General features: G+C 47.0%; 21 protein-coding genes. 20 read left to right on the top strand and 1 reads right to left on the bottom strand.

All coding sequences use genetic code 11. The features are described from left to right. The first annotated feature begins 192 nt into the window (after nt 1-192). From glnA to LOZ80_RS23590, 12 genes are all read left to right on the top strand, one after another. Nucleotides 193-1,617, top strand: coding sequence for a type I glutamate--ammonia ligase (gene glnA / locus LOZ80_RS23645; protein WP_238167000.1), 1,425 nt, complete (start codon nt 193-195; stop codon nt 1,615-1,617). A gap of 93 nt (nt 1,618-1,710) precedes the next feature. Beyond that, entirely contained in the window at nt 1,711-2,262 is a 552-nt protein-coding gene (locus tag LOZ80_RS23640) for an NADPH-dependent FMN reductase (protein ID WP_238166999.1), read from the top strand. A 532-nt stretch (nt 2,263-2,794) separates the two neighbouring features. Continuing rightward, complete coding sequence (gene bioA, locus LOZ80_RS23635; RefSeq protein WP_238173089.1) at nt 2,795-4,123, top strand: adenosylmethionine--8-amino-7-oxononanoate transaminase; 1,329 nt, start codon at nt 2,795-2,797, stop codon at nt 4,121-4,123. After that, entirely contained in the window at nt 4,120-4,863 is a 744-nt protein-coding gene (gene bioD / locus LOZ80_RS23630) for a dethiobiotin synthase (RefSeq protein WP_238166998.1), read from the top strand. The genes bioA and bioD overlap by 4 nt, the downstream gene beginning before the upstream one ends. 50 nt (nt 4,864-4,913) lie before the next feature. Further along, entirely contained in the window at nt 4,914-5,912 is a 999-nt protein-coding gene (gene bioB, locus LOZ80_RS23625; RefSeq protein ID WP_283214687.1) for a biotin synthase BioB, read from the top strand. A 13-nt stretch (nt 5,913-5,925) separates the two neighbouring features. Then, nucleotides 5,926-7,104 (top strand): 8-amino-7-oxononanoate synthase, encoded by a 1,179-nt coding sequence (gene bioF / locus LOZ80_RS23620; RefSeq protein ID WP_238166996.1) that lies wholly within the window; start codon nt 5,926-5,928, stop codon nt 7,102-7,104. After that, nucleotides 7,101-7,865 (top strand): alpha/beta hydrolase, encoded by a 765-nt coding sequence (locus LOZ80_RS23615; protein WP_238166995.1) that lies wholly within the window; start codon nt 7,101-7,103, stop codon nt 7,863-7,865. Before bioF ends, LOZ80_RS23615 begins: the two co-directional genes overlap by 4 nt. Further along, nucleotides 7,840-8,700: a malonyl-ACP O-methyltransferase BioC gene (bioC, locus tag LOZ80_RS23610; RefSeq protein WP_238166994.1), complete on the top strand. Its 861-nt coding sequence runs from the start codon at nt 7,840-7,842 to the stop codon at nt 8,698-8,700. Before LOZ80_RS23615 ends, bioC begins: the two co-directional genes overlap by 26 nt. Before the next feature lie 84 nt (nt 8,701-8,784). Then, nucleotides 8,785-10,104 carry a DUF1800 domain-containing protein gene (locus LOZ80_RS23605; RefSeq protein WP_238166993.1) on the top strand — a complete coding sequence of 440 codons (1,320 nt, stop codon included), beginning with the start codon at nt 8,785-8,787 and terminating at the stop codon, nt 10,102-10,104. Between the two features lie 13 nt (nt 10,105-10,117). Beyond that, nucleotides 10,118-11,350 (top strand): DUF1501 domain-containing protein, encoded by a 1,233-nt coding sequence (locus LOZ80_RS23600; RefSeq protein ID WP_238166992.1) that lies wholly within the window; start codon nt 10,118-10,120, stop codon nt 11,348-11,350. A 128-nt stretch (nt 11,351-11,478) separates the two neighbouring features. After that, nucleotides 11,479-11,997 carry a mismatch-specific DNA-glycosylase gene (locus LOZ80_RS23595; RefSeq protein ID WP_238173088.1) on the top strand — a complete coding sequence of 173 codons (519 nt, stop codon included), beginning with the start codon at nt 11,479-11,481 and terminating at the stop codon, nt 11,995-11,997. Continuing rightward, nucleotides 11,997-12,620: an NUDIX hydrolase gene (locus LOZ80_RS23590; protein ID WP_238166991.1), complete on the top strand. Its 624-nt coding sequence runs from the start codon at nt 11,997-11,999 to the stop codon at nt 12,618-12,620. The genes LOZ80_RS23595 and LOZ80_RS23590 overlap by 1 nt, the downstream gene beginning before the upstream one ends. Nucleotides 12,621-13,015: 395 nt before the next feature. Here the strand turns inward: LOZ80_RS23590 and LOZ80_RS23585 are convergent, their stop codons facing one another. Further along, nucleotides 13,016-13,876: a DUF421 domain-containing protein gene (locus LOZ80_RS23585; RefSeq protein ID WP_238166990.1), complete on the bottom strand. Its 861-nt coding sequence runs from the start codon at nt 13,874-13,876 to the stop codon at nt 13,016-13,018. 213 nt (nt 13,877-14,089) lie between these two features. Here LOZ80_RS23585 and serC point away from each other — a divergent pair, with 213 nt between their 5' ends. The 8 genes from serC to LOZ80_RS23545 all read left to right on the top strand — a co-directional run bounded on the left by serC (nt 14,090) and on the right by LOZ80_RS23545 (nt 25,400). Further along, nucleotides 14,090-15,178 (top strand): 3-phosphoserine/phosphohydroxythreonine transaminase, encoded by a 1,089-nt coding sequence (gene serC, locus LOZ80_RS23580; RefSeq protein WP_238173087.1) that lies wholly within the window; start codon nt 14,090-14,092, stop codon nt 15,176-15,178. A gap of 589 nt (nt 15,179-15,767) precedes the next feature. Further along, the gene (gene nrdI / locus LOZ80_RS23575; protein WP_189012611.1) at nt 15,768-16,127 is read left to right on the top strand and encodes a class Ib ribonucleoside-diphosphate reductase assembly flavoprotein NrdI; all 360 of its coding nucleotides are present in this window, start codon (nt 15,768-15,770) and stop codon (nt 16,125-16,127) included. After that, on the top strand, nt 16,114-18,198 hold the full coding sequence (nrdE, locus tag LOZ80_RS23570) for a class 1b ribonucleoside-diphosphate reductase subunit alpha (RefSeq protein WP_238166989.1): 2,085 nt from the start codon (nt 16,114-16,116) through the stop codon (nt 18,196-18,198). Before nrdI ends, nrdE begins: the two co-directional genes overlap by 14 nt. Before the next feature lie 23 nt (nt 18,199-18,221). Then, nucleotides 18,222-19,214 carry a class 1b ribonucleoside-diphosphate reductase subunit beta gene (gene nrdF / locus LOZ80_RS23565; protein ID WP_238166988.1) on the top strand — a complete coding sequence of 331 codons (993 nt, stop codon included), beginning with the start codon at nt 18,222-18,224 and terminating at the stop codon, nt 19,212-19,214. Between the two features lie 131 nt (nt 19,215-19,345). Further along, nucleotides 19,346-21,664 (top strand): helix-turn-helix domain-containing protein, encoded by a 2,319-nt coding sequence (locus LOZ80_RS23560; protein ID WP_238166987.1) that lies wholly within the window; start codon nt 19,346-19,348, stop codon nt 21,662-21,664. A gap of 199 nt (nt 21,665-21,863) precedes the next feature. Further along, a complete protein-coding gene (locus LOZ80_RS23555) occupies nt 21,864-23,498 on the top strand; it encodes an extracellular solute-binding protein (RefSeq protein ID WP_238166986.1) in 1,635 nt (544 codons plus the stop codon). A 99-nt stretch (nt 23,499-23,597) separates the two neighbouring features. After that, nucleotides 23,598-24,506 carry an ABC transporter permease gene (locus LOZ80_RS23550; RefSeq protein WP_238166985.1) on the top strand — a complete coding sequence of 303 codons (909 nt, stop codon included), beginning with the start codon at nt 23,598-23,600 and terminating at the stop codon, nt 24,504-24,506. A 15-nt stretch (nt 24,507-24,521) separates the two neighbouring features. Further along, a complete protein-coding gene (locus LOZ80_RS23545; protein WP_238166984.1) occupies nt 24,522-25,400 on the top strand; it encodes a carbohydrate ABC transporter permease in 879 nt (292 codons plus the stop codon). Nucleotides 25,401-25,407 lie beyond the last annotated feature (7 nt).

Below are 25,407 nucleotides of genomic sequence, written 5' to 3'. Positions count from 1 at the left end.
CTTCCTATTTTTGGATATGCGACAAGTATGTGAAATAGTGTAAGATTAGCTTACACATCAATAAAAAATACCTGACATAAGTATTGACTGTGTAAGCTGTATCGCTATATAATATGTGCAAGATAACAAGCAAAAGTTGAACATTAATCATGTAAAGTACGTTGAATGTACGGAAATGGGAGGGTTTTTTAAATGTCAGTTCAAAACGTGTTGAACCTTATCAAGGAAAAAAACATCGAGTGGGTAGATTTTCGTTTCGTAGGTCTTTCCGGTAAAGCACAGCATATTTCTTTGCCTGCTACTGAAGTAGACGAAGATACTTTCGTAAATGGGGTAGCTTTTGACGGTTCATCCATCCCAGGATTCCGTGGTATTGAACAATCTGACATGGTAATGATGCCAGATACAGAAACTGCCTATATTGATCCTTTTACAGCTCATCCAACTTTGATTATCATGAGTAACATCCATACGCCTGAAGGCGAGCGTTATGATCGCGATCCACGCAGCATTGCTCAAAAAGCAGAAGAATATTTGCAAACAACAGGTGTGGGTACAACAGCATTCTTCGCACCGGAATCCGAGTTCTTCATTTTTGATGACGTTCGTTTCGAAAATGGCATGAACAAATCCTACTTCGAAGTTGATTCCGAAGAAGCAGGTTGGAACACGGGCCGTAAAGAAGAAGGCGGCAACCTTGGTTACAAAGTTCCAGTTAAAGGCGGCTATGTTCCAGTAGCTCCAATGGATTCCCAACAAGACATTCGTTCCGAAATGTGTAACAAGCTTGCTGATGCAGGTCTTCGCATTGAACGTCATCACCATGAAGTAGCTACAGCTGGTCAAGCTGAAATTAACTTCCGTTTTGACACATTGACGAAAACAGCAGACAACTTGCTCAAATACAAATATATCGTTGCTAACACAGCTAGAGAATATGGTAAAGTAGCAACATTCATGCCTAAACCACTGTTTGGTGACAATGGTAGCGGTATGCACGTTCACATGTCCATTTTCGACGGAAGCGAGCCTTTGTTCTATGAAAAAGGAGCATATGCAAACTTGAGTGAAATGGCAATCAACTATATCGGTGGTATCCTTTACCACGCACCAGCTTTGATCGCTTTGACAAACCCAAGCACAAACTCCTTCAAACGTCTGGTTCCTGGTTACGAAGCGCCGGTAAACCTTGTATTCTCCAAAGGTAACCGTTCCGCAGCAGTTCGTATTCCAATCGCAGCTGTGACACCAAAAGGTTGTCGTATTGAATTCCGTACACCGGACAGCACAGCTAACCCATACCTTGCTTTCGCGGCAATGTTGATGGCTGGTCTTGACGGTATCAAAAAGAAAATCGATCCACGTGCTCTTGGATACGGTCCTTTCGATACAAACATCTATGAAATGTCCGATTCTGAGAAAGCTGAAATCCGCAGCGTTCCAGGCACATTGGATGAGGCGTTGGATGCACTTGCAGCTGATTCCGACTTCTTAATCGAAGGCGGCGTATTCACACAAGATTTCATCGATAACTACATCGAATTGAAACGCGGCGAAGCGAAAGCTGTTGCAATCCGTATTCACCCGCACGAGTACAACCTTTACTTCGATTGCTAATTTTTAGCACTTATACGTAAATAAACAATAAGCTACTTCTTTCATAGATATCTATGGAGGGGGTAGCTTTTTAATAAGAAGGGATGATTCAAGTTGAAAATAACGATCGTTGCAGGAAGTAATCAAAAACTAGCCACAAGCACGAAGCTGGCCCAGTATATTCAACATCTGGCTGAGCAAGAAGGACATCAAGTAAAGTTCGTTGATTTGTACCAATCTCCGATTCCTTTCTATTCACCGGATGATGCGCATGGTGGTCATGAAGCCCTGGAATCTTTCAAACAAGCTCTTCATGAAGCTGAGGGCATTGTACTTGCAACCCCGGAATATCACAGTGGAATTTCTGGTGTCCTGAAAAATGCACTTGATCATGTGGGGCAAGATTATTTTAAAAATAAAGCTGTTCTATCGGTCAGCTCGGCAGGTGGGGCTATTGCTGTAAGTTCTTTGACGCAGCTGCAAGCGATTGTGCGCAATCTTCATGGAATTAATTGTCCAGAATGGTTATCCATTGGGGGCGATCAACGGAATAGTTTCCAAACAGGCGCAGCACATAGTGATATCCACCCAGATGTGGATAAACGGGTTCGCCGTGTCGTAAGTTCATTCCTCGATCTGACCAAACAATTAACGGTAAAGCATTAATATTATTATCAAAAAAAGGAGCTAAGCGGCTTATACGCTTAGCTCCTTTTTTTGATATATAAGAGTTTATATGTTTTGGAGTGAGCGCGGAGTTACTCCAGCCGCCTTGTGCGAACAGAGGGAACTACAGTCCGCTATTCTAGCCAAAAGTATCCAAATCGCGGGGGTGAGGGAACTCCAGTCCGCTATTTTGCTGTTTCAAGGCAAATTCAGCGTTTTTCGTGGAAATAAGACCCTGTAGTTCCGCTTATACCCTAGCATCCCTACTATTTGCCTATATAGCGTCCTCTAGTTCCCTTAACAGGTTTTGTCGCTACTAAGAGGCTGATCTCTCAGAGCGGCGAAGCCGTTTTTCTTTGTGGCATCTACTGCTGCTTTGTAACTTTTCAGGCTTTGAGACAATCTCCTTTTTTTGTTTACAGAATTGTCTCCATCTGCTAATCTATTGTCAACCTATAAAAATAATTTAGGTTGACAATTAAAAACGGGATGGTGAACATATGTGTCAACCCAACACGAACGCCTTGCTGCGATGAACACTTCGCACTTATGGCATCCATTTACCCAGATGAAAGATTACAACAACGCAGCCCCACTTATTATAGAACGCGGCGAAGGAATTCTGCTCTATGATGTTCAAGGCAGAGCATATTATGACGGATTCTCGTCCGTTTGGCTCAATGTGCATGGTCATAATGTGCCTGAGCTGAATCAAGCCATTGTTGATCAGTTGGGGCGTGTCGCCCACTCCACACTCCTGGGAATGGCCAATATACCGGCAATTGAACTTGCCGAGAAGCTGGTAGACATCGCTCCGCAGGGATTAGCCAAAGTATTTTATTCCGATTCAGGGGCAACGGGCGTTGAGATTGCGCTCAAAATGGCATTTCAGTACTGGCACAATCAGGGAGTGAAGAAGAAAACGACGTTTATTACGATGAATCAGGCGTATCACGGCGATACGATTGGTGCGGTTAGTGTCGGCGCTATCCCTCTGTATCATGATGTGTTCCGTCCAATGCTGTTTCCTTCACACACCATTCCATATCCCTATGCCTATCGTCATGAAGGGGGCGCGTTGGCAGCGAAGGAAGCTACGCTAACTGCCTTGCGTAATTTGCTAGAAGCGCGGGCGGACGAGATAGCGGCGCTCATTGTCGAGCCCATTGTGCAGGGAGCCAGCGGGATCATCATTATGCCGCAAGGCTGTTTAAGCGAGATGGCAGCGCTGTGCCGCGAGCATGATGTACTGCTCATCGCCGACGAGGTAGCGACGGGCTTCGGACGAACAGGGGCGATGTTCGCCTGTGATCTCGAGGATGTGTCACCGGATTTGATGGTGATCGGGAAGGGCTTAACCGGCGGTTATTTGCCTGTAGCGGCTACACTGGCAACGAATGCGGTTTACGAGGCGTTTTATGCGGATTACCATGAGCAGAAAACTTTTTTTCATGGTCATTCCTATACGGGAAACCCCCTTGGCTGTGCTGTTGCTTTGGCGAGTTTGAAGCTGTTCGACGAGCGAAATATCCTTGAAGGCGTTAAGCGCAAGGCTTCATACGTGGAGAATAAGCTAGCAGCGCTTAAAGAAAGGCCGCATGTCGGAGATATCAGGCAGCAAGGACTGATGATCGGGATCGAGCTGGTACGCGATAAAGCTACGCGCGAGCCCTACGATTGGGCAGAGCGGATAGGCGTTCGCACGAGCCTAAGAGCCAGAGAGCTTGGCATGTTAACCAGGCCGCTTGGCAATGTGATCGTCTTCATTCCCCCGCTTGTTAGCACAGAAGCTGAGCTTGAAGCGATGATCCATATTTTGAGGGATTCAATTATACATGTCACAGAAGTCAGAGATTCATGATGAATCAGGCCAATTTGGGATCGATTCCAGGATTATTTGTAACTGGGACAGACACCAGTGTAGGGAAGACCATCGTGACGGCAGCTATTACGGCTGCACTTCGAGCGGAGGGATTGAATGCTGGTGTTTGGAAGCCAGTGCAATCGGGTGCACGACTATGGAGCGGAGTAACGGACGCTGAAAGGCTGCTGCAAAGTACGGGAATTGATGAGACACCGGAAGCGGTGGCGCCTTTTACTTTTGAAGCTCCGCTTACGCCAATGCTTGCCGCAAAGCATGTCGGCATAACGTTGACGATCCAGGACATTATCGCGGCGGGTGAACCGCTCGCTAAGCGATATGAAGCGCTGATCATCGAAGGGGCAGGAGGCGTCGCCGTTCCGCTGAATGATGATGCGCTCGTGGTAGATTTGATTGCGGAGCTTCATAGGCCAGCGCTCATCGTTGCCCGTTCCGGCCTCGGGACGATTAACCATACGCTTCTGACGGAAGCCTATCTAAGACATCACGCCATTCCAATTATTGGCGTCATCTTGAATGATGGTGAACGCACGCAGCTGCTGGATGACCCGAGCGTTGCAACGAACGGGGAACTTATTGAGCAGTATAGCGGGCTTAAAGTCCTTGGACGTTTTCCCAGCCTTCAAGCTGATGCCAACTCAGATGCCTTGATACATACTGTACGAAAAACAATAGACCTGGCACCAATTCGGCAGGCTTTGCAGTTCAACCTAAGGTGAACGAAAGAAAACTCTTTTTATAGAAGAAAGCTTCAGGGAGGATGAATGAAATGAGTACAAGGGCAGCTCATATAGAGTGGCAAACACTGACGAATAAAGCGTTGACAGGCGAGGTGATAACATTAGAGGAAGGTATGGCAGTGCTCGAAGCCGATCATGAGGAAGTCATGCCGCTGTTGCAGGCTGCGTTCCAAGTGAGAAAGCATTACTATGGTAAAAAAGTGAAGCTGAATATGATTATTAATGCTAAAAGCGGACTTTGTCCTGAGGACTGCGGCTATTGCTCGCAATCGATTGTTTCGACGGCGCCGGTACGTACTTATACTATGCTTGATAAGGATTCGCTGCTTGCTGGCGCACGTGAAGCTATGGCACGCAAAGCGGGGACCTACTGCATAGTGGCTTCCGGAAAAGGTCCGACAGACAAGGAGTTGGATCAAGTGGTGAATGCCGTCAGTGAAATTCGTGAAACGATGCCGCTTAAAATTTGCGCTTGCTTGGGCATTCTCAAGGACGAGCAAGCTGAACGGCTGGCCAAAGCTGGTGTGCATCGCTATAACCACAATTTAAATACGAGTAAAGCCAACTATCCATCTATTACTACCACACATACCTATGAGCAGCGTATCGATACCGTGGAAAAAGTAAAGCTGCACGGCATGTCTCCCTGCTCTGGTGTCGTTATCGGCATGGGCGAGACGAATCAAGAAATTGTTGAAATGGCTTATGCACTCCGCAGACTTGATGCGGATTCGATTCCAATTAATTTCCTGAATGCCATTCCCGGAACACCACTGGAACATGCAGGACGCACGTCGTCGATGAAAGCTTTGAAGGTGCTGGCTTTATTTCGTTTCATTTGTCCATCCAAGGAAATCCGTGTAGCTGGTGGTCGTGAGGTCAATCTCCGCAGTCTGCAGCCGCTCTCATTGTTCGCAGCGAATTCACTATTTGTTGGTGATTACTTAACAACAGCAGGTCAAGATGTTTCGGCAGATCACCAAATGATTGAAGATTTGGGATTTGAAATTGAAACAAATGCTCTCTAAGAAGGTGTCGACTATGAATTGGATGGAAGAAGAGCTTGAGGCTATGGATAGAGCTTCGATACTGCGTTCCATGCGTGCTAGCAGCCCTCTTCCAGGACACCCTGGTTATACGATTCGCGGAAATCGCCCGCTGCTTAATCTGTCGTCCAATGATTATCTGGGACTTTCCCAACATCCTGCCATTATCGCAGTGATGCGAGAGGCATTGCTGACCGAGGGGGGTGGATCAGGGGCATCACGTCTTGTGACTGGCAATCGGGCGGTTTATGAGCAGCTTGAAGAAGCCCTCTCTGAGTGGCAGAACTCGGAAGCAGCACTTGTTTTTGCAAATGGCTATATGGCGAATACAGGTGTTATCAGTGCAATCGCAGGTCGCGGTGATGTTGTTTTCAGTGATCAGCTCAATCATGCAAGTATCGTGGATGGCATTCAGATGTGTCGTGCAGAACATGCTCGATATCGTCATAACGATATGGCCCATCTGCGTAAGTTATTGAGTAAATTTCGTGATAGAAGGCGAAAGTTGATCGTGACCGATGCCGTATTTTCCATGGATGGAGATCTTGCGCTCTTACAGGAACTCGTACTGCTCAAGAAAGAGTATGGAGCGATACTGATGGTTGATGAGGCGCACAGCGGAGGGATCTACGGGGAGAACGGCAAGGGATTGTGCCATGCGCTCGGGTTGCAGGACGAAGTGGATATCCATGTTGGAACGTTTAGTAAAGCTTTCGGTTTGTACGGAGCCTATGTATGCGGCAATCGCACGTTGATTCGTTGGCTGACTAATAAGGCCAGGCCGCTCATCTATTCGACAGCGCTGCCGCCATCTCTTATTGCTGGCATTTCCAAAGCATTGGACATGCTGCAGTGGGAGAATTGGCGCCGTGAACAACTTCATGAGGCCAAGAAACTTTTTCGCGCCTCACTTCACGCAGCGGGTTTCGCTGTAGGCGGCAGCAGTTCGCCAATTGTACCGATAATCGTTGGTGAGAATGACAAGGCTGTGCGATTCAGTGCGGCTCTGGAAGAAGAAGGGATCGCCGCGGTTGCTATACGACCACCTACAGTGCCTGAGGGGACGGCACGCATCCGCTTCTCCCTAACTGCCGCACATACGAAGAAGGAGTTGGACGATGCCGCTGTACGCATCCGAAACGTCGGAATTCAATTGGGTGTTCTGAGGCAATGATGGCGATGAAAGGCACTATTGTATGGCTTGGCGGATGGAGCATGCCAGTGACTATTTTCGATCAGCTTCGCGAGCTGCTGCCAGAATATCAGCATGTTTCTGTTGATTATAGCGGTATGGATTCGCCTGAAAAGATGCTGCTGCTTACTGAAATAACGGTTCATCGCTGGAAAGCTGCGCTTGGAGCAAATGGAAAAGTCTCCCGCGGTCCGCTGTTGATCGGAGGCTGGTCGCTGGGCGGATTACTGGCGTTAAGGCTAGCTGTGAAAGGGGAGGTGGATGGCCTCCTGTTGTTTGCAGCTGCAGCCCGTTTCACCCGTTCTTATGAAGAGAGGGACAGGGGATGGCCTGATGCTTATTTGAAACAAATGATGAAGCAACTCCTGAAGGACCCTCAAAGCGTTGAAAGCAGCTTTCGCCAGATGATGTTTACAGAGGCTGAACGGGAGGCTGGTCTTGATCGAAGCTTTCCTCCCATTGGCAGCTGGACAACCCCTGCGCTCATTGCTGGTCTTAAAATTTTGCGAAGCGAGGAAGTTCTGTCTCGGATGTCGGAGATTACATGTCCGGTTCTGCTGGTTCATGGGTTGGAAGATAAGATTTGTCCCTACAACGCTGCCGCAGAGCTTGCTGCTCAATGGCCTCAAGTAGATTTGATACCTATACCTGGTTGCGGGCATGCGCCGTTTTGGGGACGAGAAGTGAAGATAGCTGAGGAATTGAGGCGTTGGTGGGATGAACATAAGGACATTGGATATTGAGCGTCAATTTCATCGGAGTGCAGCAGGATCGTATGATGCGCACGCCAAGGTTCAGCGCATTATGGCGGAGCAGCTTGCTTCGTCGCTCCGCTTTAAGGTCGAAGGTAATCTAGAGCCGACAAGCATGCTTGAGATTGGCTGCGGCACGGGGACACTGACCAAGATGCTGGTTGACGAGTGGCCCCGAACGTCGATTACCGCCATTGATATGGCGCTAGGGATGATAGAAGCGGCGAAGCATCGGATCTATGCAGATCGGTTGGTTAGCGGCGGCAGCCAGCCGGATCAAGTGAGTTTTCTTCATGCAGATGTAGAACAATGGTCGGTGGATGCCCAAGAAAGTTCGTTCGACCTTATTGTTTCTTGTGCTTGTTTTCAATGGCTTCGCGATCCAAGACAAACATTAAGCCATCTTCGAAGGTTGCTTCGTCCTGGAGGGTTGCTGGTGTTCACAACATTCGGGCCTAGAACATTTGACGAGCTGCATCAGTCATTTAATCAAGCGTATCGAGATGGGGGCGTCGAGCCGCAAAGGCATGGACTCACATTTCAAACGGATAGACAGTGGAAAAACCTGCTCGTAGATGCCGGATTTTCGAGTATTCAACAAACAGGCGCGATTCAAAAAGAAACGTATCCATCAGTAAGAGATTTTCTGCTTGCGGTCAAAGCCATGGGGGCTAGCGCTTCGGAAGCAGCCACTGCACCTGGCTTCAGCTCGCGACGGCTGTTCGCTAATATGTATAAGGAATACGAGGAAAGGTTCAGCGTGCAAGGAGGCATCTCCGCTACTTACGATCTGATAGGGTTCCAAGCTGGAGTTTCTCAGAGATAATCTGAGAACTCTTTTTTCGTTTGCTCATACTTTTGACATATTTGTATGGTACAGTTTGGAAATTAGGGAGTGGGGAGGGAAATCATGGGCTTACCATGGACGAACAAGGAAGTAGTTCATTTATTGCTTCGTGCCGGATTCGGCGCCACACAAGAAGAGATTGCCGCATGTGTTTCACACGGCCCCGAGGAGACCGTCCGTCGGTTGATTGCGGGTGAGTCGGTGTTAGCTCAGCCACCGGTATTGATCCCCTTCGATCAATTGACCGCAGATGGGAAGAAAGCGCTGGACCCCTTGCAATTGGCCGATCAGCAAATGTATTGGCTTTACCGAATGGTCTATTCGGCGGCTCCGCTTGTTGAGAAGATGACATTGTTCTGGCATGGCCATTTTGCCACAGCGAATTATAAGGTGAATGATGTCACTTTAATGGTTCAGCAGAATACGCTGCTGCGCAAGTATGCTATGGGTAATTTCCAGGAGCTGCTGCTTGCCGTTAGCCAGGATCCCGCCATGATGATCTGGTTGGATGTGAACCGGAATAAAAAAGGCAAACCCAATGAAAATTACGCCCGCGAAGTGATGGAGTTATTCACGCTCGGTATCGGTCACTATACAGAAAATGATGTTAAAGAAGCAGCGCGCGCCTTTACAGGGTGGACATACGATAAGAAGGAGAACAAAGTAGCTTTTAATCCTAAACAGCACGATAATGATGCGAAACAACTGCTGGGTGAGAAGGGCAATTTGGATTCAGCGGATGCCGTGGACATTATTGTCCATCAGAAGACGCTTTCCACTTTCCTTGCAACCAAGCTGCTTAAATACTTTGCAACAGATACACCATCAGAAGGTTGGGTTCAACAAATCGCAGCGCACATTGTCAACAAGGCGACGATTGGAAATGTACTGCAAGAGTTGTTCTTATCCGCTGAATTTTATGAAGAGAAGTATCGAATGGCCTTGATTAAAACACCGGCAGACTATGTGGCTGGCATTCTGAAGGCTCTTCAGCTCAGCGTTTCCAAGGGCCATGCGCAAGCGATGCGTAAAATGGGGCAGGAACTGTATTCGCCGCCGGACGTTGCAGGCTGGAGAGGCGGAACATCCTGGCTCAACACCAACACCCTATTAGCGCGGTATCAATTCGCTGAGTCCATTGCCAAACAGATGAATCTCAAGCTGCTTACTGCGCCAGCATTTACACCGGAGCAAGCGAACCGTCCTGATGAGTGGGTTAAGCTGTGGAGTCAGCGACTAACTATTGCGAATTTGTCAGATAAGACCTTGCAAGGACTTAGTTCTTATGCGGACGATACGATTGTACATACCAAACAAAAAAATACAGGCCTCAGAGGCTTGATGCAATTAGTATTAATTAGCCCAGAGGCTCAAATGAAGTAATGGGGGTGAAAATATGAAGCTGTCGAGAAGGGATTTTTTAATTAAGGGAACAGCCTTGTTCGCTTCATTAGGGTTGGGCGGCGCCTTATTCACGGAGACCGGCAAGTCCATTCTGGCAACGGGCTTGGATGAGGGAGTCGATGATCCCGTCCTAGTTGTTGTGCAATTAAGCGGGGGAAATGATGGGATCAATACGTTAATTCCTTATGGACAAGGGGTTTATTACGATTCCAGGCCGACGCTGGCTTATCAGCAGAAAGATGTTTTGGCCTTGGATAATCACGTTGGCCTGCATCCAAGTCTGGTTGGCTTGTCTGCGCTGTATAAGCTTGGCAAATTAGCGGTTATTCAGGGGGTTGGGTATCCAGAGCCGGATCACTCCCATTTCCGTTCAATGGAAATTTGGCAAACGGCAGAGCCGCAGAAAATTAGCCGCAGCGGCTGGCTGGCACGCTATGTAGATTCTTCGCTGCGTGGCAATAATAACCCGCTGAAGGCGGTTCAGATCGGGGGATCCGGAAGCAAGGCTTTTGCATCGGAGAAGGTGAGTTTCCCCGTTATTCAATCGCTTGAAACGTACAGCCTCATTGATCCCAAAACGGCGATGCTCGACAAGAATCGGTTAACGAAAGCCTTTTTGGACATGTACAGTACCCAGAATCAAGTGGAACAACTGCGCGTTGTTGCGGGACGCGGCAGCGAGGCTTACAAAAGTGTTGAGGCAATTCAAGCGTTAACGGCAACTTACGCCAATAAAGTAGAATATCCGAAAACGAACTTTGCAAAAGATCTCCAATTAGTTTCCAAACTGTTGGCAGGCAAATCGGGAACCCGAGTTTTTAATGTTCAAATAGGTGGTTTCGATGATCACGCCGATGAAAAAGTGCAGCACGCCAAGGTTTTGACTCAAGTGGACGAAGGGTTGGCAGCTTTCTACAAAGATTTGGAGGCTCAAGGGCTTCAGGATCGTGTGATGGTGATGATGTTCTCGGAATTTGGTCGCCGTGTCAAGGAAAACGGGAGCGGGGGGACTGACCATGGTACTGCGGCTCCCATGTTTGTGATGGGCGGCAAGGTGAATGGCGGTCTGTACGGCGCTTACCCAAGTCTAAGCAACTTGGATAATGGTGATCTGAAATATGAGGTTGATTTCCGCTGCGTCTATAGTACGCTGGTTGATAAATGGTTAAAAGGCGATGTTTCCTCCGTACTTGGCCAACCGTTTGACCCCATAAAATTTATTTGAAACGAAGCCGGGGCGATGCCTCGGTTTTTTGACTTGAGCTCGGGAACAGGCTGAGTTTTTTGGTTTCCCCCTATATAATGGTAAACTAGGTAGAGACATATGGCTTAGGAGGTGCAGCGCTAATGAGCATAGAGCCAATCTCGGATCATCTGGAAGATCATTTGCGAATTTTATTTGTGGGATATAATCCAAGTCTTCGATCTGGAGAAACCGGTCATCATTATGCGAGCCCAAGCAATCGCTTCTATCGCATTCTGGATCAGGCCGGCATCACACCTAGGCTTTATAAACCTCAGGAAGATCAGGATTTGCTGCAGCTTGGTTACGGATTTACGAATATTGTGGCACGTCCGACGTTGACAGCGGCAGAAATCACGCCGGAGGAGTACCGGGAAGGCCGACTTATTCTGCGGCAAAAGATCGTGACGTATCGACCAAGTGTTGTCTGTTTCGTAGGCAAAGGTGTGTATGAACAGTACAGCGGTCGCAGGGGAATGTCGTGGGGCGTGCAGCCGGAGCCTGTCGTTGAAGGCGTTATCGAATATGTATGCCCCTCTTCCAGCGGACTCGTTCGAATGAAGCTTGAGGAGATGGTCGATATTTATCGGGGAATCAAAGATTATAGCGGAACGGAGATGGGGAACTGATGCAAATCCCATGGCTGGATTGGGCGAAAGAGATTCAAGCGATCAGTCAAGCTGGACTTACCTACGGGGAGAATGGCTATGATCTGGAACGTTATGAGGCGCTGCGCAAAATTAGTGTAGAGATGATGAGCTATTTTACAGATACGCCTATTGATAAAGTGACGGAATTATTTGCCAATGAGCAAGGATATCAAACGCCAAAGGTCGATATTCGGGCAGTAGTCCTGCAGGATAATAAGCTGTTATTAGTGAAGGAAAGAGCAGATGGCGCTTGGGCACTGCCTGGAGGTTGGGCCGACATTGGTCTTACACCGTCTGAGGTGGCTGTCAAAGAGACTTACGAAGAAGCGGGATATGAGGTCAAACCACTGCGATTGTTGGCGGTCTTGGACAAAAAACGACACGCTCATCCTCCCTCAGCGAACCATGTGTACAAGATGTTCATCTTATGCGAGCTGACGGGCGGCCAAGCGCTGGAAGAAGCCGGTTTGGAAACGACCGGCGTGGGTTTCTTTGGCGCGAGCGAGCTTCCGCCGCTTTCATTGGAACGCAACACTGCGGAGCAGCTGCTGCGCATGTTGGAGCTTGCGCGCAGCGAGACTTTGGAAGTGCTGCTGGACTGACGGGGGATCCGGGCCGATTAGTCTGGCAGTGCAGCTCACGGCTGATGGGGGATAGCGGAAGTTAATCGAGCACCGACCTCCCCCGCGCAATCGATCTGCCTTTCTAATGAACTGCAGGATGCTTATAGACGAGAAAATGGCATGTTTGGCGATCTAATGAACTGAATTGGCGTTATCGAGTCGTTTATAGGCGGAATGGTGACCATTTGGTTGGAATAGCGCTTCGGGAATTCATTAGATTTTCAAAGTGTACGATTTTGATCAAATAAAGGGTATTGAGTTCGTAAGGGGACTTGCCCGAAGGTTCATTTCCTTTGGGTTAGCCCCTTCCGACATAGCTCGTTCTAACATAGCCTCCTGCCAATTCGCGAGTTTTGAGTAGGTAAGCATTTGTGCTAACGCTGAAGCAGAGGCTTCAACTCTGCGATGATGTCCTCCATTTGTTTTGAGCAGCGCTCATACATATGGATGGCTTCTTTGTTTTTGGTGGTGAGTCCGTATAACATCAAGTCGGCTTCGCATTGCTTTAAAGTTGCAAATAAGGTCGCTTTTTCTTGCGGCACGGGAACTTTGATTTTGTCGTCATACAAGTCTACATACAATTGCCCGTAAGAATCGACTTGTCCCAAGAAGACATTCTCAATCGTCACGCCTAGTTTGTCTAGCTCTGTATGCAGCCACCCTGGGCTTAAACCAAGCGTAGCCAGCGATTCATTTAATATTTTGCCATCCATAATAGCGGCCTGAGGCTCTTTCTCTGGAGCTACCTTAATACCGAGATGGCTTGGGGTCAGCGGCAGGTATTCGCGCTTTAACAATACATTAATTTCCCCGCTTGGCTCCATGATGGCGAATTCCACATCGGCCACTTTGAAGACGGATCGTTTGCGCAATTGTTCCATTAGCTCATCCGTGGTTAGTCGTTCTTTTTTTAGGTTATCTTCCTGCACTTTCCCTTCTTTAATTAGCACGGTTGCTTTGCTGTCAATAAAATCCCGCATGGTTTTACTTTTTAGCTGTAGAAATTCAATGCCCAGCGAGCAGCCAATCCAGACCGTTAATGAGATTAGCCCGAGGTACCACTTGGCATCTAAATCAACCGAGATGGAACCGGCCAAATTACCGATGGTAATGCCGGTAATATACTCGAATAGCGAGAGCTGTGAGACTTGTCTTTTGCCAAGGATTTTCGTCATGATGAACAGGACGAGTACGGCTAATAAGGTGCGGATGACAATTTCGTATGCGTCTGGCATAAGGGAGCCTCCTCTTTTACATAAAGAAATACCAATTGTATTCCATTGTTTGTAAATGAGCGGAAAGTTATGCGGAAAGTAGAAAATCATCCCAGCGCAGATATCGGGAACACGATTACGCTCTTCCCAGCGTTGCCAATGAAGGTTTTACTTGATGCAGGAGGAGAATATTGCTATCATAGCCATAATACAAAAGCAAAGGTGTGGTCACTCATGGGAAATAGGGCCTATAACTTTAACGCAGGGCCTGCAGCATTACCGCTCGAAGTACTGCAAAAAGCACAAGAAGAACTTGTCGAATTTAAAGGCATCGGCATGTCGATCATGGAAATATCTCACCGCAGCGCTGAATATGAGCAAGTACATAATGAAACACAGCAATTATTGAAACAAATTTTCAGTATACCGGATGGTTATCAAATTCAGTTTATTCAAGGCGGTGCGAGTACACAATTCGCCATGATCCCGCTTAATTTCTTGAAACCTGGTAAAGTAGGCAGCTACGTGCTGACTGGCGCTTGGGCAGAGAAAGCGGTCCAAGAGGCAAAATTGTTCGGAGAAGTGGCGATTGCGGCTAGTTCCCAGGAACAGAAATTCATGAAAATTCCGGATCTGAGCGAAATCAAGATTCAACCGGATTCCGCTTACCTGCATCTGACTTCCAATGAAACAATTGAAGGCGCTCAGTTCCAAAGTTACCCGGATACAGGGAACGTGCCTTTGATCGGTGACATGTCCAGCGATATTTTGAGCCGGCCTGTGGATGTCTCCAAATTCGGCATGATCTATGCCGGGGCACAGAAGAATCTCGGTCCGTCCGGTGTGACGGTGGTCATTGTCAAAGAAGACCTTCTGCAGGATCTGCCGAAAACAATCCCGACGATGCTTCGTTATGAAACGCATGGCAAAAACAATTCGCTTTACAATACACCTCCGGTTTACTCTATCTACATGGTGAACCTCGTATTGAAATGGATTCAAGAGCAAGGTGGACTAGCTGTTATTGAAAAGAACAATTTGGAGAAATCAGGGCTTATTTATAGCGCGATTGACCAAAGCGGTGGTTTCTACCGGGGTCCTGTTGATCAAGGCAGCCGTTCTGCGATGAACATTACGTTCCGTTTGCAAGATGAAGAGCTGGAGAAAAAGTTCATCAAAGAAACAGAACAACATGGATTCGTCGGCTTGAAAGGCCATCGCAGTGTTGGCGGTCTGAGAGCTTCCACGTACAATGCAGTTCCATATGCATCTTGCAAAGCACTCGCTGACTTTATGAGCGATTTCCAAAAACGCAACGGCTAAGTTTGCGATCCAAGCTGCTCAGGCACATCCTCGTGTGCGCCTGAGTAGCTTTTTTTGTTTCAGGATAGAAGTGTGGCTTGTTCGGTTTTGATGTCCTTAGAGGGACGCTGAGGCGCTCTAAGGAGCTTGTGTTTGGGTGTAGGTTTGATCTATATCTAGTAGGCTATATGTCTAACTCACAGTTTCGACAAATCTGAAATTTCAAGTCTTTTTTGAAAAAATATTTTTGAAACCGTCGGAGCCACGCCCAGTCTAGGTTTAGGTATTTTGCTAGTTAAAAGACACAATTTCGAGCGTTGACAAACACAATATATTGATATAAATTTGAAACTATCAACTAGATGTCGTGAAAAAAAGCGAATCTGCGAGGTTGATAGGTCTATAGGAAAATAGTCGCAGAAGCCATGCTGGGCGGCACTTTGACGGTTTATTCGCAGCAAAATACACGGTCTGAAGGCTCGGTATTTTGTCGATAAGGCGAGATCGTTTCCTGGATTTAGCAGTAAATGGTTTTTGAATAATTTACTAGATATAGGGTTATATACATAAGAAACACAAGATAGAGATTGATGGATAGGAGACGGTTCCGATGCTGATTGCTTACGATTCGAAGACGGGGAATGTTCGCCGATTTATTGCCAAGCTCAAAATGCCGGCGATTCAAATAGAGGAAGCGATGAAGATGGACGAGCCATTCGTGCTCGTTACGTATACAACGGGGTTTGGTCAAATCCCCCCGAAGGTCGCTTCCTTTCTGGAAAGCAATTCCTCCCGAATGATCGGTGTAGCAGCAAGCGGCAATCGGAATTGGGGAGACGGTTTTGCCAAAAGCGCAGACACCATTTCACAATTGTACGACGTGCCTGTGTTAACCAAGTTTGAGTTATCCGGCACCAAAAATGACGTAGAACGATTTGTTCAGGGGGTACAAGCAATTGCGGCACATTGAGCTAAATAATTTATTGATGCAACGCGGAGCGGATGGCTTTTTTCAACTAGAGAAGGATAAAGAAGCCGTTGAAGTTTTTATGAAGGATGTCCATAGCAAAAGCCTCTCTTTCCCCGATACCTCTTCCAAGGTTCGCTATATGATCGAGCACAATTACTACGAGAACGTCTATGAGCATTACACACCCGAAGAAGTTAATTCTGTGTACCAAGTGGCCCACGACAATGAATTCGAGTTCGCTTCTTATATGGCGGCTTCGAAATTTTATACAGATTATGCATTGCGCAGTGATGACAAGACCTTGTATCTGGAGCATTTCCCGGATCGCGTAGCGATTGTAGCTTTATATTTGGGACGCGGTAATGCAGAAACAGCTCGTGTGCTGGCCGTCTCTATGATGGAACAGCGTTTGCAGCCCGCAACGCCGACGTTCCTCAATGCAGGCAAAAGCCGTCGCGGTGAAATGGTTTCCTGCTTCTTGTTGGAAATGGATGACTCGCTTAACTCAATCAACTATGTTCTGGCGACCTGCATGCAGCTGTCCAAAATTGGCGGCGGTGTAGCTGTCAACTTGTCCAAGCTCCGTGGTCGCGGTGAATCCATCAAAGGTGTAGAACGCGCTGCAAAAGGAATTATGCCAGTACTTAAGCTCATGGAGGATGCTTTCTCTTATGCCGACCAAATGGGTCAGCGCAAAGGCTCAGGAGCGGCGTACTACAATATTTTCGGCTGGGACGTTATGGAGTTCCTGGACAGCAAGAAAATTAATGCGGATGAGAAATCCCGCTTGAAGACACTTTCGATCGGTCTCATTGTACCGAATAAATTTTATAAATTAGCGGAAGAGAACAAGCCGCTGCATGTTTTTGCGCCATACACAGTCCTGCAGGCTTATGGCAAGCATATGGATGATCTGGATATGGATGCAATGTACGATGAGCTTCTGGCGAATCCTAAGGTGAAGAAGAAAGTTGTCATGAGCGCACGCGATATGCTGGTCAAAATTGCGACAACACAACTGGAATCCGGCTATCCTTATATGATGAATCGGACGAATGCCAATCGTGATCACGCGCTGAAAGGCATTGGGACGATTAAAATGTCCAACCTGTGCACGGAAATTTTCCAATTGCAGGAGACTTCGGAAATCAATGATTATGGGCAAGATGATACCATTTTAAGAGATATTAGCTGTAATCTGGCTTCCATGAACATAGCCAATGTGATGGACCGCAAGAAGCTGCGTGAAACAGTGCATGAAGGCATGATTGCTTTGACTTCGGTAAGCGACATGACTACGATCTGCAATGCGCCAGGTGTTGCCAAAGCCAATCGCGAGCTGCATTCCGTTGGTTTGGGAGTCATGAATCTTCACGGGTATTTGTCGAAGAACAAAATCAGCTATGAGAGCGACGAAGCCAAAGATTTCGTTCGTACTTTCTTCATGGCGATGAATTTTTATTCCATCGAGAAGAGCATGGAGATCGCCAAAGCGTCCGGCCAAACGTTCGAAGGCTTTGAGCTTTCCGAATACGCGAGTGGCGCTTATTTCAACCGTTACACAGAGACGGATTATCGTCCGCTCACGGATAAAGTGAAGGCTTTGTTCGAAGGCATGCCAATTCCATCACCGAGCGACTGGGCGAAGCTGAAAGAAGACGTGAAAACCCATGGTTTATATCACGCCTATCGATTGGCTGTTGCTCCAACGCAAAGTATTTCCTATATTCAAAACGCAACTTCCAGCGTGATGCCGATCGTAGAGCCTATTGAGACTCGCACATATGCTAATTCAACAACGTACTATCCGATGCCGTTTATGGCGCGTGATAATTTCTTTTACTATAAATCGGCTTATCAAATGGACCAATTCAAGATTCTTGACCTCATTTCGGAAATTCAAACGCATGTGGATCAAGGGATCTCGACCATTTTACATGTCAATAGTGACGTTTCGACCAGACAGCTTGCTAAATTATACCTCTATGCGGCACATAAAGGACTTAAATCGCTTTACTACACGCGAACAAATCAGCTATCCGTTGAGGAATGTGTCAGCTGCTCGGTGTAATTTGGAAGGGGACTCGACAATCAATGACTAGTGCAACGACTACGAATCAAGCCATCGTCAAAAAAGCAGTGAACTGGAATCGGCCGGATGATGACTTTACCATTACATTCTGGAATCAGAATATTATGCAATTCTGGACGGACGAAGAAATTCCATTATCGGACGATAAAATGTCATGGATAACGCTGAGCGGTGCTGAGCGTGAACTATATATGAAGGTGCTGGGCGGACTGACCCTGCTCGATACAATGCAAGGCGGCGTTGGGATGCCCAAGATCCTTGAGCATGTCGACGGGCTGCAGCGCAAAGCCGTACTGAGTTTCATGGGGATGATGGAGCAAATCCATGCAAAATCGTACAGCAGTATTTTCACAACATTGTCTACGACAGAAGAAATTAATGAGCTGTTCCTCTGGGTAGAGCGGAATCCGTATTTGCAATTCAAAGCATCGAAGATTTCCCATTACTACGAGAATATTAACACGACCAAAGATCTCTATCTGGCTATGGCTGCGTCGGTTTTACTGGAAAGCTATTTGTTCTATAGCGGTTTCTATTACCCGCTGTATTTGGCTGGACAAGGAAAAATGACGAGCAGCGGCGAAATCATTGATTTGATTTTGCGTGATGAGAGTATTCACGGATTGTATATTGGTGTATTGGCGCAAGAGGTTTATGCGGAGCTCAGTCCTGCGGAGCAGGATGAAGTGTACGAAACATTGAGCGCGCTGCTCAGAGAGCTTCATGCGAATGAGGAGAAATATACAGAAAGCCTCTATGGCACGCTCGGTTTGGCGGAAGAAGTGAAAGCTTTCTTACGCTATAACGCGAACAAAGCGTTCATGAACCTTGGGGTGGAGCCGATTTTCGAAGAAGAGGATATCAATCCAATTGTTCTGAACGGTTTGAGCACGAAGACCAAACAGCATGACTTTTTCTCCAAAAAAGGGAATGGTTATGTGCGCACGATTCATGTTGAAGCATTGACGGATGATGATTTCCTTTTTGGGGATTAAGATAAGAGGCTGTCTCAGAAGGTGAAAACCTGACGAGCAGCCTTTTTGAATTTAGCAGCCATTCCCTTCTGTTTTTCGGTATAATGGTGAGTGAATGCAGTTACAACTGGGAAATGAAGGAGTTATGCCTCATGAATCTTGCTCGAATCCGTTTCCACAAACGCAGTGTCATTGTCACTTGGTTGGTATCGTATGTTTCCGTTCTGCTTATTCCGATCATGATTAGTGGTATTCTGTATGCGGCGACATGGCATGTGGTGGAATCGGAAGTGAATCGTGCCAACACTTCGGCTTTGCAGCAGATGGAACAAGCCATCGACAATAGTCTTCGCGGTATCGAAAGAATTAGTCTGGAAATTGCTTTGAGTAAATTGGTAACCGGTTTCATTCATACAGCGAAGCCCTTAACGGATAACGACTATTACGATCTGGTCAGTATTGCCAGTGACTTGCGGCTGTATCAGACAGCAAATGATTTCATTGAACAAATATATATTTACTATCGGAACAGCGATACGGTAATCTCTACGCGCGATCATACGAACAGCCGAATATTGTATGAGAAAACACGCGAACAAGAGACGATGAGCTATGAAGAGTGGGCGAAGTTTTTTGAAAAGCCGTATATGCAGGAGTATACCCCTATTACGTTTAGGGAGGACGGTCAAGAGCTGAAAGCAGTCATGTATGCCAAATCCGTCATTCTGGCTAATCCGGACCAACCAGGTGCTGTCATTTTATTCGTAATTAAGGATTCCAAGCTGCTTGCCAATATTCCATCTACATCCGATAAAACGTCAATTGCGGTTTTGGACAAGGAAAATCGCTTAGTAGCTTCCACGGGGTTTGAAGCGAGATCAGCCTTCTTGGACTACGGCAAGCTCACCGGCAAAAATGGCATGTTCATGAGTGACGATGGTGATCAGCGTGCCGCTGTTTCGTATATTACTTCGGATAGTAACGGGTGGAAGTATATTTATGCGATTCCCGCCGAATTATTTGACGATAAGATGGCCTACATGAAGAAGTTGATCTATGCCAGTGTAATTTTGAGTTTGCTCATGGGGGGAGTGGTTACTTATCTCTTCTTGCGCAAAAATTATATCCCAATCAACGTGCTGATTCGCAGTTTTTCCATGAAATCAGGCGTATCTTTTCATGAAGGTTCGAACGAATATGGTTATTTGCAGGATGCGCTGAATAATACATTTGCCGAGAAAGAACAGGTCGACCGCCGGCTGCATCAGCATCGGGATGCGATTCGCTCGCATTTCTTGCAAGGACTGCTGAAAGGCCGTTTGGAGCAAAATGTGCCCATCCACGAATCGCTTGCAGCTCACGATATTCGAGTGGCCTCACCGCATTTTGCCGTACTGCTGTTCCATGTTGAACATTATGGCAAGTTTGATCTGGGCGAACATGCGCCGCCTGAGAAAGTGAGAATGCTGCATTTCCTCATTATGAATGTCGCGGAGGAAGTGATTGGTGACGCTAATCAAGCATTCATCACAGAAATTGACAACATGCTGGCCTGCATCGTTAATTTCGGGTCAGATCCGGATGCAGATGAATTGAAACGCATTGCTGAACAGGTGAAAACGTTCTTGTTGGACCATTTTCATGTTCATTTGACCGTGGCGATTAGCGAGATTCATCAGGAGTTGTACGGGATTCCTCCGGCATATCAGATGACCTTGGCTGCCTTGGAATACCGTCTGGTTATGGGCAGCGGTGAGATTATTCGGTATCAGGATTTGCCGAGTTCCGAGACGGCGGGGCCATCGAGAAGCTACTACTATCCGTTGACAATAGAACATCAGTTAATCAATTTGGTTAAAGCCGGCGATTTCGAAAAATCGAATGCGATTATTAACGAAATTATCGAGGTCAACATTTCCGATGCTTCCATATCGGTGCCACTGGCCAAATGCCTCATGTTCGATTTGACCAGCACACTGCTCAAAACAATGGATGAAATCGGGACGAGCAGTCATCATCGGGCATTCGTCGTTAATACGGACCAAATTGATCGATTAATAACCAGCTCAACGATCAAGGAGATGAAGGGGCAAATCCGGGAAGTGCTGGCTGAGGTGTGCCAGTTCATTCAAGAGGGCCGCGAGCAGGATTACAACACGCTCAGCCAGCAGGTGATCGACTATGTGAAAGGTCATTATGCTGACGTGAATCTCAATATTTCGATGGTAGGCGAGAAGTTCGAGCTGACACCATCTTATTTGTCCAAACAGTTCAAAGCGCAAACGGGGGAAGCATTGCTTGATTTCATTAGCAGAACCCGGCTAGAAGAAGCCAAAAGGCTGCTCTCCCTTCAGCAGCTATCCGTTTCTGAGATTGCCAAGCAAGTCGGGTATTCCGATATCAATACGTTTAATCGGATATTCAAGAAATTCGAGGGTATTACACCTGGGAAGTACAAAGATATTCAATGACCAATAAGAAGCCGTTCAAGCAAGGATGCTTGCGCGGCTTTTCCGTTTTTACATAGCTAGTGTCTATATTGAAGATTGCTTTTTGGTGATTTTGAAGATGAAGTTCACGTTTTGACGATATTCGGGAGGAGTGTTTCGAGGCATACTGAAACCACGGCGCAACAAGGTGCCAGGGACCAAACATTTGAGGGGGATTTACATGGGGAAATATGTAAACAAGAAGTCTTTTAGTATGGCCTTAAGCTTCGTAGTAGCTTCCAGTGTTATTGTAGGCTGTTCCACGCAAGAGACGGGCAAGAGCTCAGCTTCTCCCAAAGCTTCTGGGGCACCAACAGCCGCTGGCGCTGTGTATCCGATTAGTACGCAAGAATCATTAACATCATGGGAAGGTATCGATACGAATCTGGCTTCTTTTGTACCGAACTTGGCGGAATCGCCATTTGGACAGCAGCTTGAAAAAGAAACAGGGGTGAAGGTCAAATATACCCACCCGGCCGACGGCCAATCCAAGGAACAGTTCAACCTGTTGATCGCTTCCAATAAATTGCCGGATGTTATTGAGTACAACTGGGGCGGAGGCGGGGCGATGGCCTATCCGGGGGGACCTGAGAAAGCTATTGCGGATAAAGTTATTCTTCCGCTCAATGCGTTGATTGACAAGCAGGCGCCGAACCTCAAGAAGCTGCTGCAGCAAGATAAAGAATTAGATAAGATGATCAAAACGGACAGCGGCAATTACTATGCCTTTCCGATGATCCGTCCGGATAACGGGCTCGTCTTCCGAGGGCCGATGATTCGCAAAGATTGGCTGGATGAACTGAACCTGCAAGTTCCCCAGACCATCGATGAGTGGTATACCGTATTGAAAGCGTTTAAAGAGAAGAAAGGCGCGAGTGCGCCATTCACGGCCTTGTATAGCAATGAGTTGAACATCCAGGATGCCTTCATTGGTGCTTTCAAAACAGCGAACCGGTTCTATATTGACGATCAAGGGAAAGTGAAGTATGGACCTATTGATCCACAATTCAAGGACGCGCTGACCCTGCTGCGCAAATGGTATGCTGAAGGCTTGTTGGACAAAGATTTTGCTCTCAACACAGATTCCAAAGCACTGGATAACAAATTAATGAGTGATAGTGCCGGGGCAACTGTTGGCTTGTTAAGCGGCGGGATGGGCCGATGGATGGATACGGGGAAGAAGAAAAACCCGAAATTTCAGTTAGTAGCCGCGCCGTACCCTACCCTCAAAAAAGGGGAACGTGCTTTTATCGGTCAACGGGATTTCAAGTACAATCCGGCAGCCAGCAAAGCTGTAAGCGGGGATTCGAAGAATGCAGAGCTTGCGGTGAAATGGCTTGATTACGCTTATAGTGAAAAAGGAAGCCTGCTTTTCAACTTCGGAATTGAAGGCGATAGCTACAAAATGGTTAACAATGTGCCAACCTTTACTGAGAAAATCACCAAAAATGAGAAGTTTAATTTACAGCAAATGGTCTCGCAGTATACGAAGCCTAATGGTCCTTTTCTAGGCGATTCACGTAAAAGCTTCAACACGTTCAAGGAGCAGGATGAGGCGATCAAAATTTGGGGCGAAACCGATGCAGTTAAGCATGTCTTGCCGCTTTTCATCACACCGACTGTGGAGGAAAGTAAGGAATTAGCCAAATTGAATACGGCGATTGGCAGTTATAAAGAAGAAATGTTCGTGAAATTCGTAATGGGCAAAGAGCCGATTGAGAAATTCGATGAGTATGTGAGCCGTATCAAGGAAATGGGTATCGACAAAGTTGTGAAAATAAATCAAGACGCGCTTGACCGCTATAACAAACGATAACACCAATTTGGCACCTTGCAGGTGAATACGAAGCCCTTACCTTAAGCGGCTTGTTTTCACCTGCAACAAAATAGCCATAGATCGAGGGGAGTACTGGCCATGCCTACATTCGGGATATTCCGCGATATCCGTAAAAATAAATTGCTTTACGTAATGCTTATCCCTGTATTGCTCTACTATGTGGTTTTCCATTATGGGCCCATGTATGGAGCGATTATTGCCTTTAAGGATTTTTCACCGAGGCTTGGCATTTGGGGGAGCGACTGGGTAGGCTTCGAGCATTTCCAAACTTTTTTTACGGGTCCCTATTTCTGGAGAACGATCAAAAACACAGTGCTCATCAGCTTGTATCAACTGGTATTCGGATTCCCGGCACCGATCTTGCTGGCGCTGCTGCTGAACGAAGTGAAACAGGCTCTATTCAAGCGCACCGTGCAGACTATCACGTATATGCCTCACTTTATTTCCCTTGTTGTCATTTGCGGCATCATCAAAGATTTTACGGTCAGCGATGGAGTCGTGAATGATGTGATTGCTTTTTTTGGCGGCGAGCGGACGACATTTTTGCTGGAACCGAGCTTCTTCCGTTCTGTCTATGTCTCTACGGGAGTCTGGCAGCATATCGGCTGGGGAACGATTATTTTTCTTGCAGCTTTAACCGGAATCGATCAGGAACAGTATGAGGCGGCCAAAATAGATGGCGCAGGCAGATGGAAGCAGATGACGAATGTGACGATACCCGGCATCATGCCGACGATTATCATTCTGCTTATTTTGGATATCGGACGAATGATGAATGTCGGGTTCGAGAAAATTATTTTGCTGTACAATCCGGGCACTTACGAAACGGCAGATGTCATTTCATCCTATGTGTACCGGGTAGGCTTGCAGGACTTTAATTACAGCTTCAGCTCGGCGGTTGGGCTGTTTAACTCCGTGATCAATTTCATTCTGTTGATTTGTTCCAATTGGTTAAGCCGCAAATTCAATGACACCAGCTTATGGTAGGAAGGAGGCAGACACATGTTGAATCGGACAACGCTGTCAGAAAAAAGTTTTGATTGGATCAATGCCATTTTCTTGCTGTTACTGATGCTGATAACGGTGTATCCGTTGGTATATGTGGCTTTCGCTTCTGTGAGCGATGCCGGGTCGCTGATGAGCCACAAAGGTGTTCTATGGCGCCCACTCGGATTTTCATTCGATGCCTATACCAATGTATTTCGCAACCCGATGATTCTCAAAGGCTATGGGAACACGTTCTTCGTCGTACTTGTAGGGTTGTTCCTCAATATTATTCTTACCGCTTTCGGAGCGTATGCCTTATCTAGAAAAAGCTTGGCTTACCGGAAGTCGCTCCTGCTGTTTATCGTGTTTACGATGTTTTTCAGCGGTGGGTTGATCCCTCTCTATTTGACGGTCAAAGGCGTTGGATTAGTTGACTCGCTTTGGGCCCTTATCATTCCTCAGGCGGTCAATACCTTTAATCTGATCCTGATGAAAACAGCGTTCGAGGCGATACCAGATGCGTTAGAGGAGTCGGCTAAAATAGACGGGGCGAACGACTTTGTCATTCTGTTCCGGATCGTGCTTCCGTTATCCATGCCCGTTATTGCCGTAATGCTCTTGTATTATGGCGTCAGCCATTGGAATTCCTGGTTCAATGCAATGATTTTCTTGCAGGACCGCTCGCTCTATCCGCTGCAATTAGTGCTGCGTGAAGTACTGCTGCAAGGGGAAGCCAGCTCCAATTTGGGGGCTTCAGACGGCGCCTCTGCCATGCTTACGGTGACGTTAAAGTATGCAACGATTATGGTGGCTACGGTACCGATTCTGCTGGTGTATCCGTTCCTTCAGAAATATTTCGTGAAAGGCGCACTTATCGGGGCGATTAAGGGTTAGGAGGTTG

It is taken from the genome of Paenibacillus sp. HWE-109 (assembly GCF_022163125.1).
Taxonomy (GTDB): Bacteria; Bacillota; Bacilli; order Paenibacillales; family NBRC-103111; genus Paenibacillus_E.
Note: the sequence above shows the minus strand (reverse complement) of the source record. Positions and strands in the feature narration are given on the sequence as shown.

Excerpts from the sequence above, each read along its gene's own strand:
- glnA (WP_238167000.1), top strand. The coding sequence starts at position 193 with ATGTCAGTTCAAAACGTGTTGAACCTTATCAAGGAAAAAAACATCGAG.
- bioA (WP_238173089.1), top strand. The coding sequence starts at position 2,795 with ATGAACACTTCGCACTTATGGCATCCATTTACCCAGATGAAAGATTAC.
- bioD (WP_238166998.1), top strand. The coding sequence starts at position 4,120 with ATGATGAATCAGGCCAATTTGGGATCGATTCCAGGATTATTTGTAACT.
- bioB (WP_283214687.1), top strand. The coding sequence starts at position 4,914 with ATGAGTACAAGGGCAGCTCATATAGAGTGGCAAACACTGACGAATAAA.
- bioF (WP_238166996.1), top strand. The coding sequence starts at position 5,926 with ATGAATTGGATGGAAGAAGAGCTTGAGGCTATGGATAGAGCTTCGATA.
- LOZ80_RS23615 (WP_238166995.1), top strand. The coding sequence starts at position 7,101 with ATGATGGCGATGAAAGGCACTATTGTATGGCTTGGCGGATGGAGCATG.
- bioC (WP_238166994.1), top strand. The coding sequence starts at position 7,840 with ATGAACATAAGGACATTGGATATTGAGCGTCAATTTCATCGGAGTGCA.
- LOZ80_RS23605 (WP_238166993.1), top strand. The coding sequence starts at position 8,785 with ATGGGCTTACCATGGACGAACAAGGAAGTAGTTCATTTATTGCTTCGT.
- LOZ80_RS23600 (WP_238166992.1), top strand. The coding sequence starts at position 10,118 with ATGAAGCTGTCGAGAAGGGATTTTTTAATTAAGGGAACAGCCTTGTTC.
- LOZ80_RS23590 (WP_238166991.1), top strand. The coding sequence starts at position 11,997 with ATGCAAATCCCATGGCTGGATTGGGCGAAAGAGATTCAAGCGATCAGT.
- LOZ80_RS23585 (WP_238166990.1), bottom strand. The coding sequence starts at position 13,876 with ATGCCAGACGCATACGAAATTGTCATCCGCACCTTATTAGCCGTACTC.
- serC (WP_238173087.1), top strand. The coding sequence starts at position 14,090 with ATGGGAAATAGGGCCTATAACTTTAACGCAGGGCCTGCAGCATTACCG.
- nrdI (WP_189012611.1), top strand. The coding sequence starts at position 15,768 with ATGCTGATTGCTTACGATTCGAAGACGGGGAATGTTCGCCGATTTATT.
- nrdF (WP_238166988.1), top strand. The coding sequence starts at position 18,222 with ATGACTAGTGCAACGACTACGAATCAAGCCATCGTCAAAAAAGCAGTG.
- LOZ80_RS23560 (WP_238166987.1), top strand. The coding sequence starts at position 19,346 with ATGAATCTTGCTCGAATCCGTTTCCACAAACGCAGTGTCATTGTCACT.
- LOZ80_RS23555 (WP_238166986.1), top strand. The coding sequence starts at position 21,864 with ATGGGGAAATATGTAAACAAGAAGTCTTTTAGTATGGCCTTAAGCTTC.
- LOZ80_RS23550 (WP_238166985.1), top strand. The coding sequence starts at position 23,598 with ATGCCTACATTCGGGATATTCCGCGATATCCGTAAAAATAAATTGCTT.
- LOZ80_RS23545 (WP_238166984.1), top strand. The coding sequence starts at position 24,522 with ATGTTGAATCGGACAACGCTGTCAGAAAAAAGTTTTGATTGGATCAAT.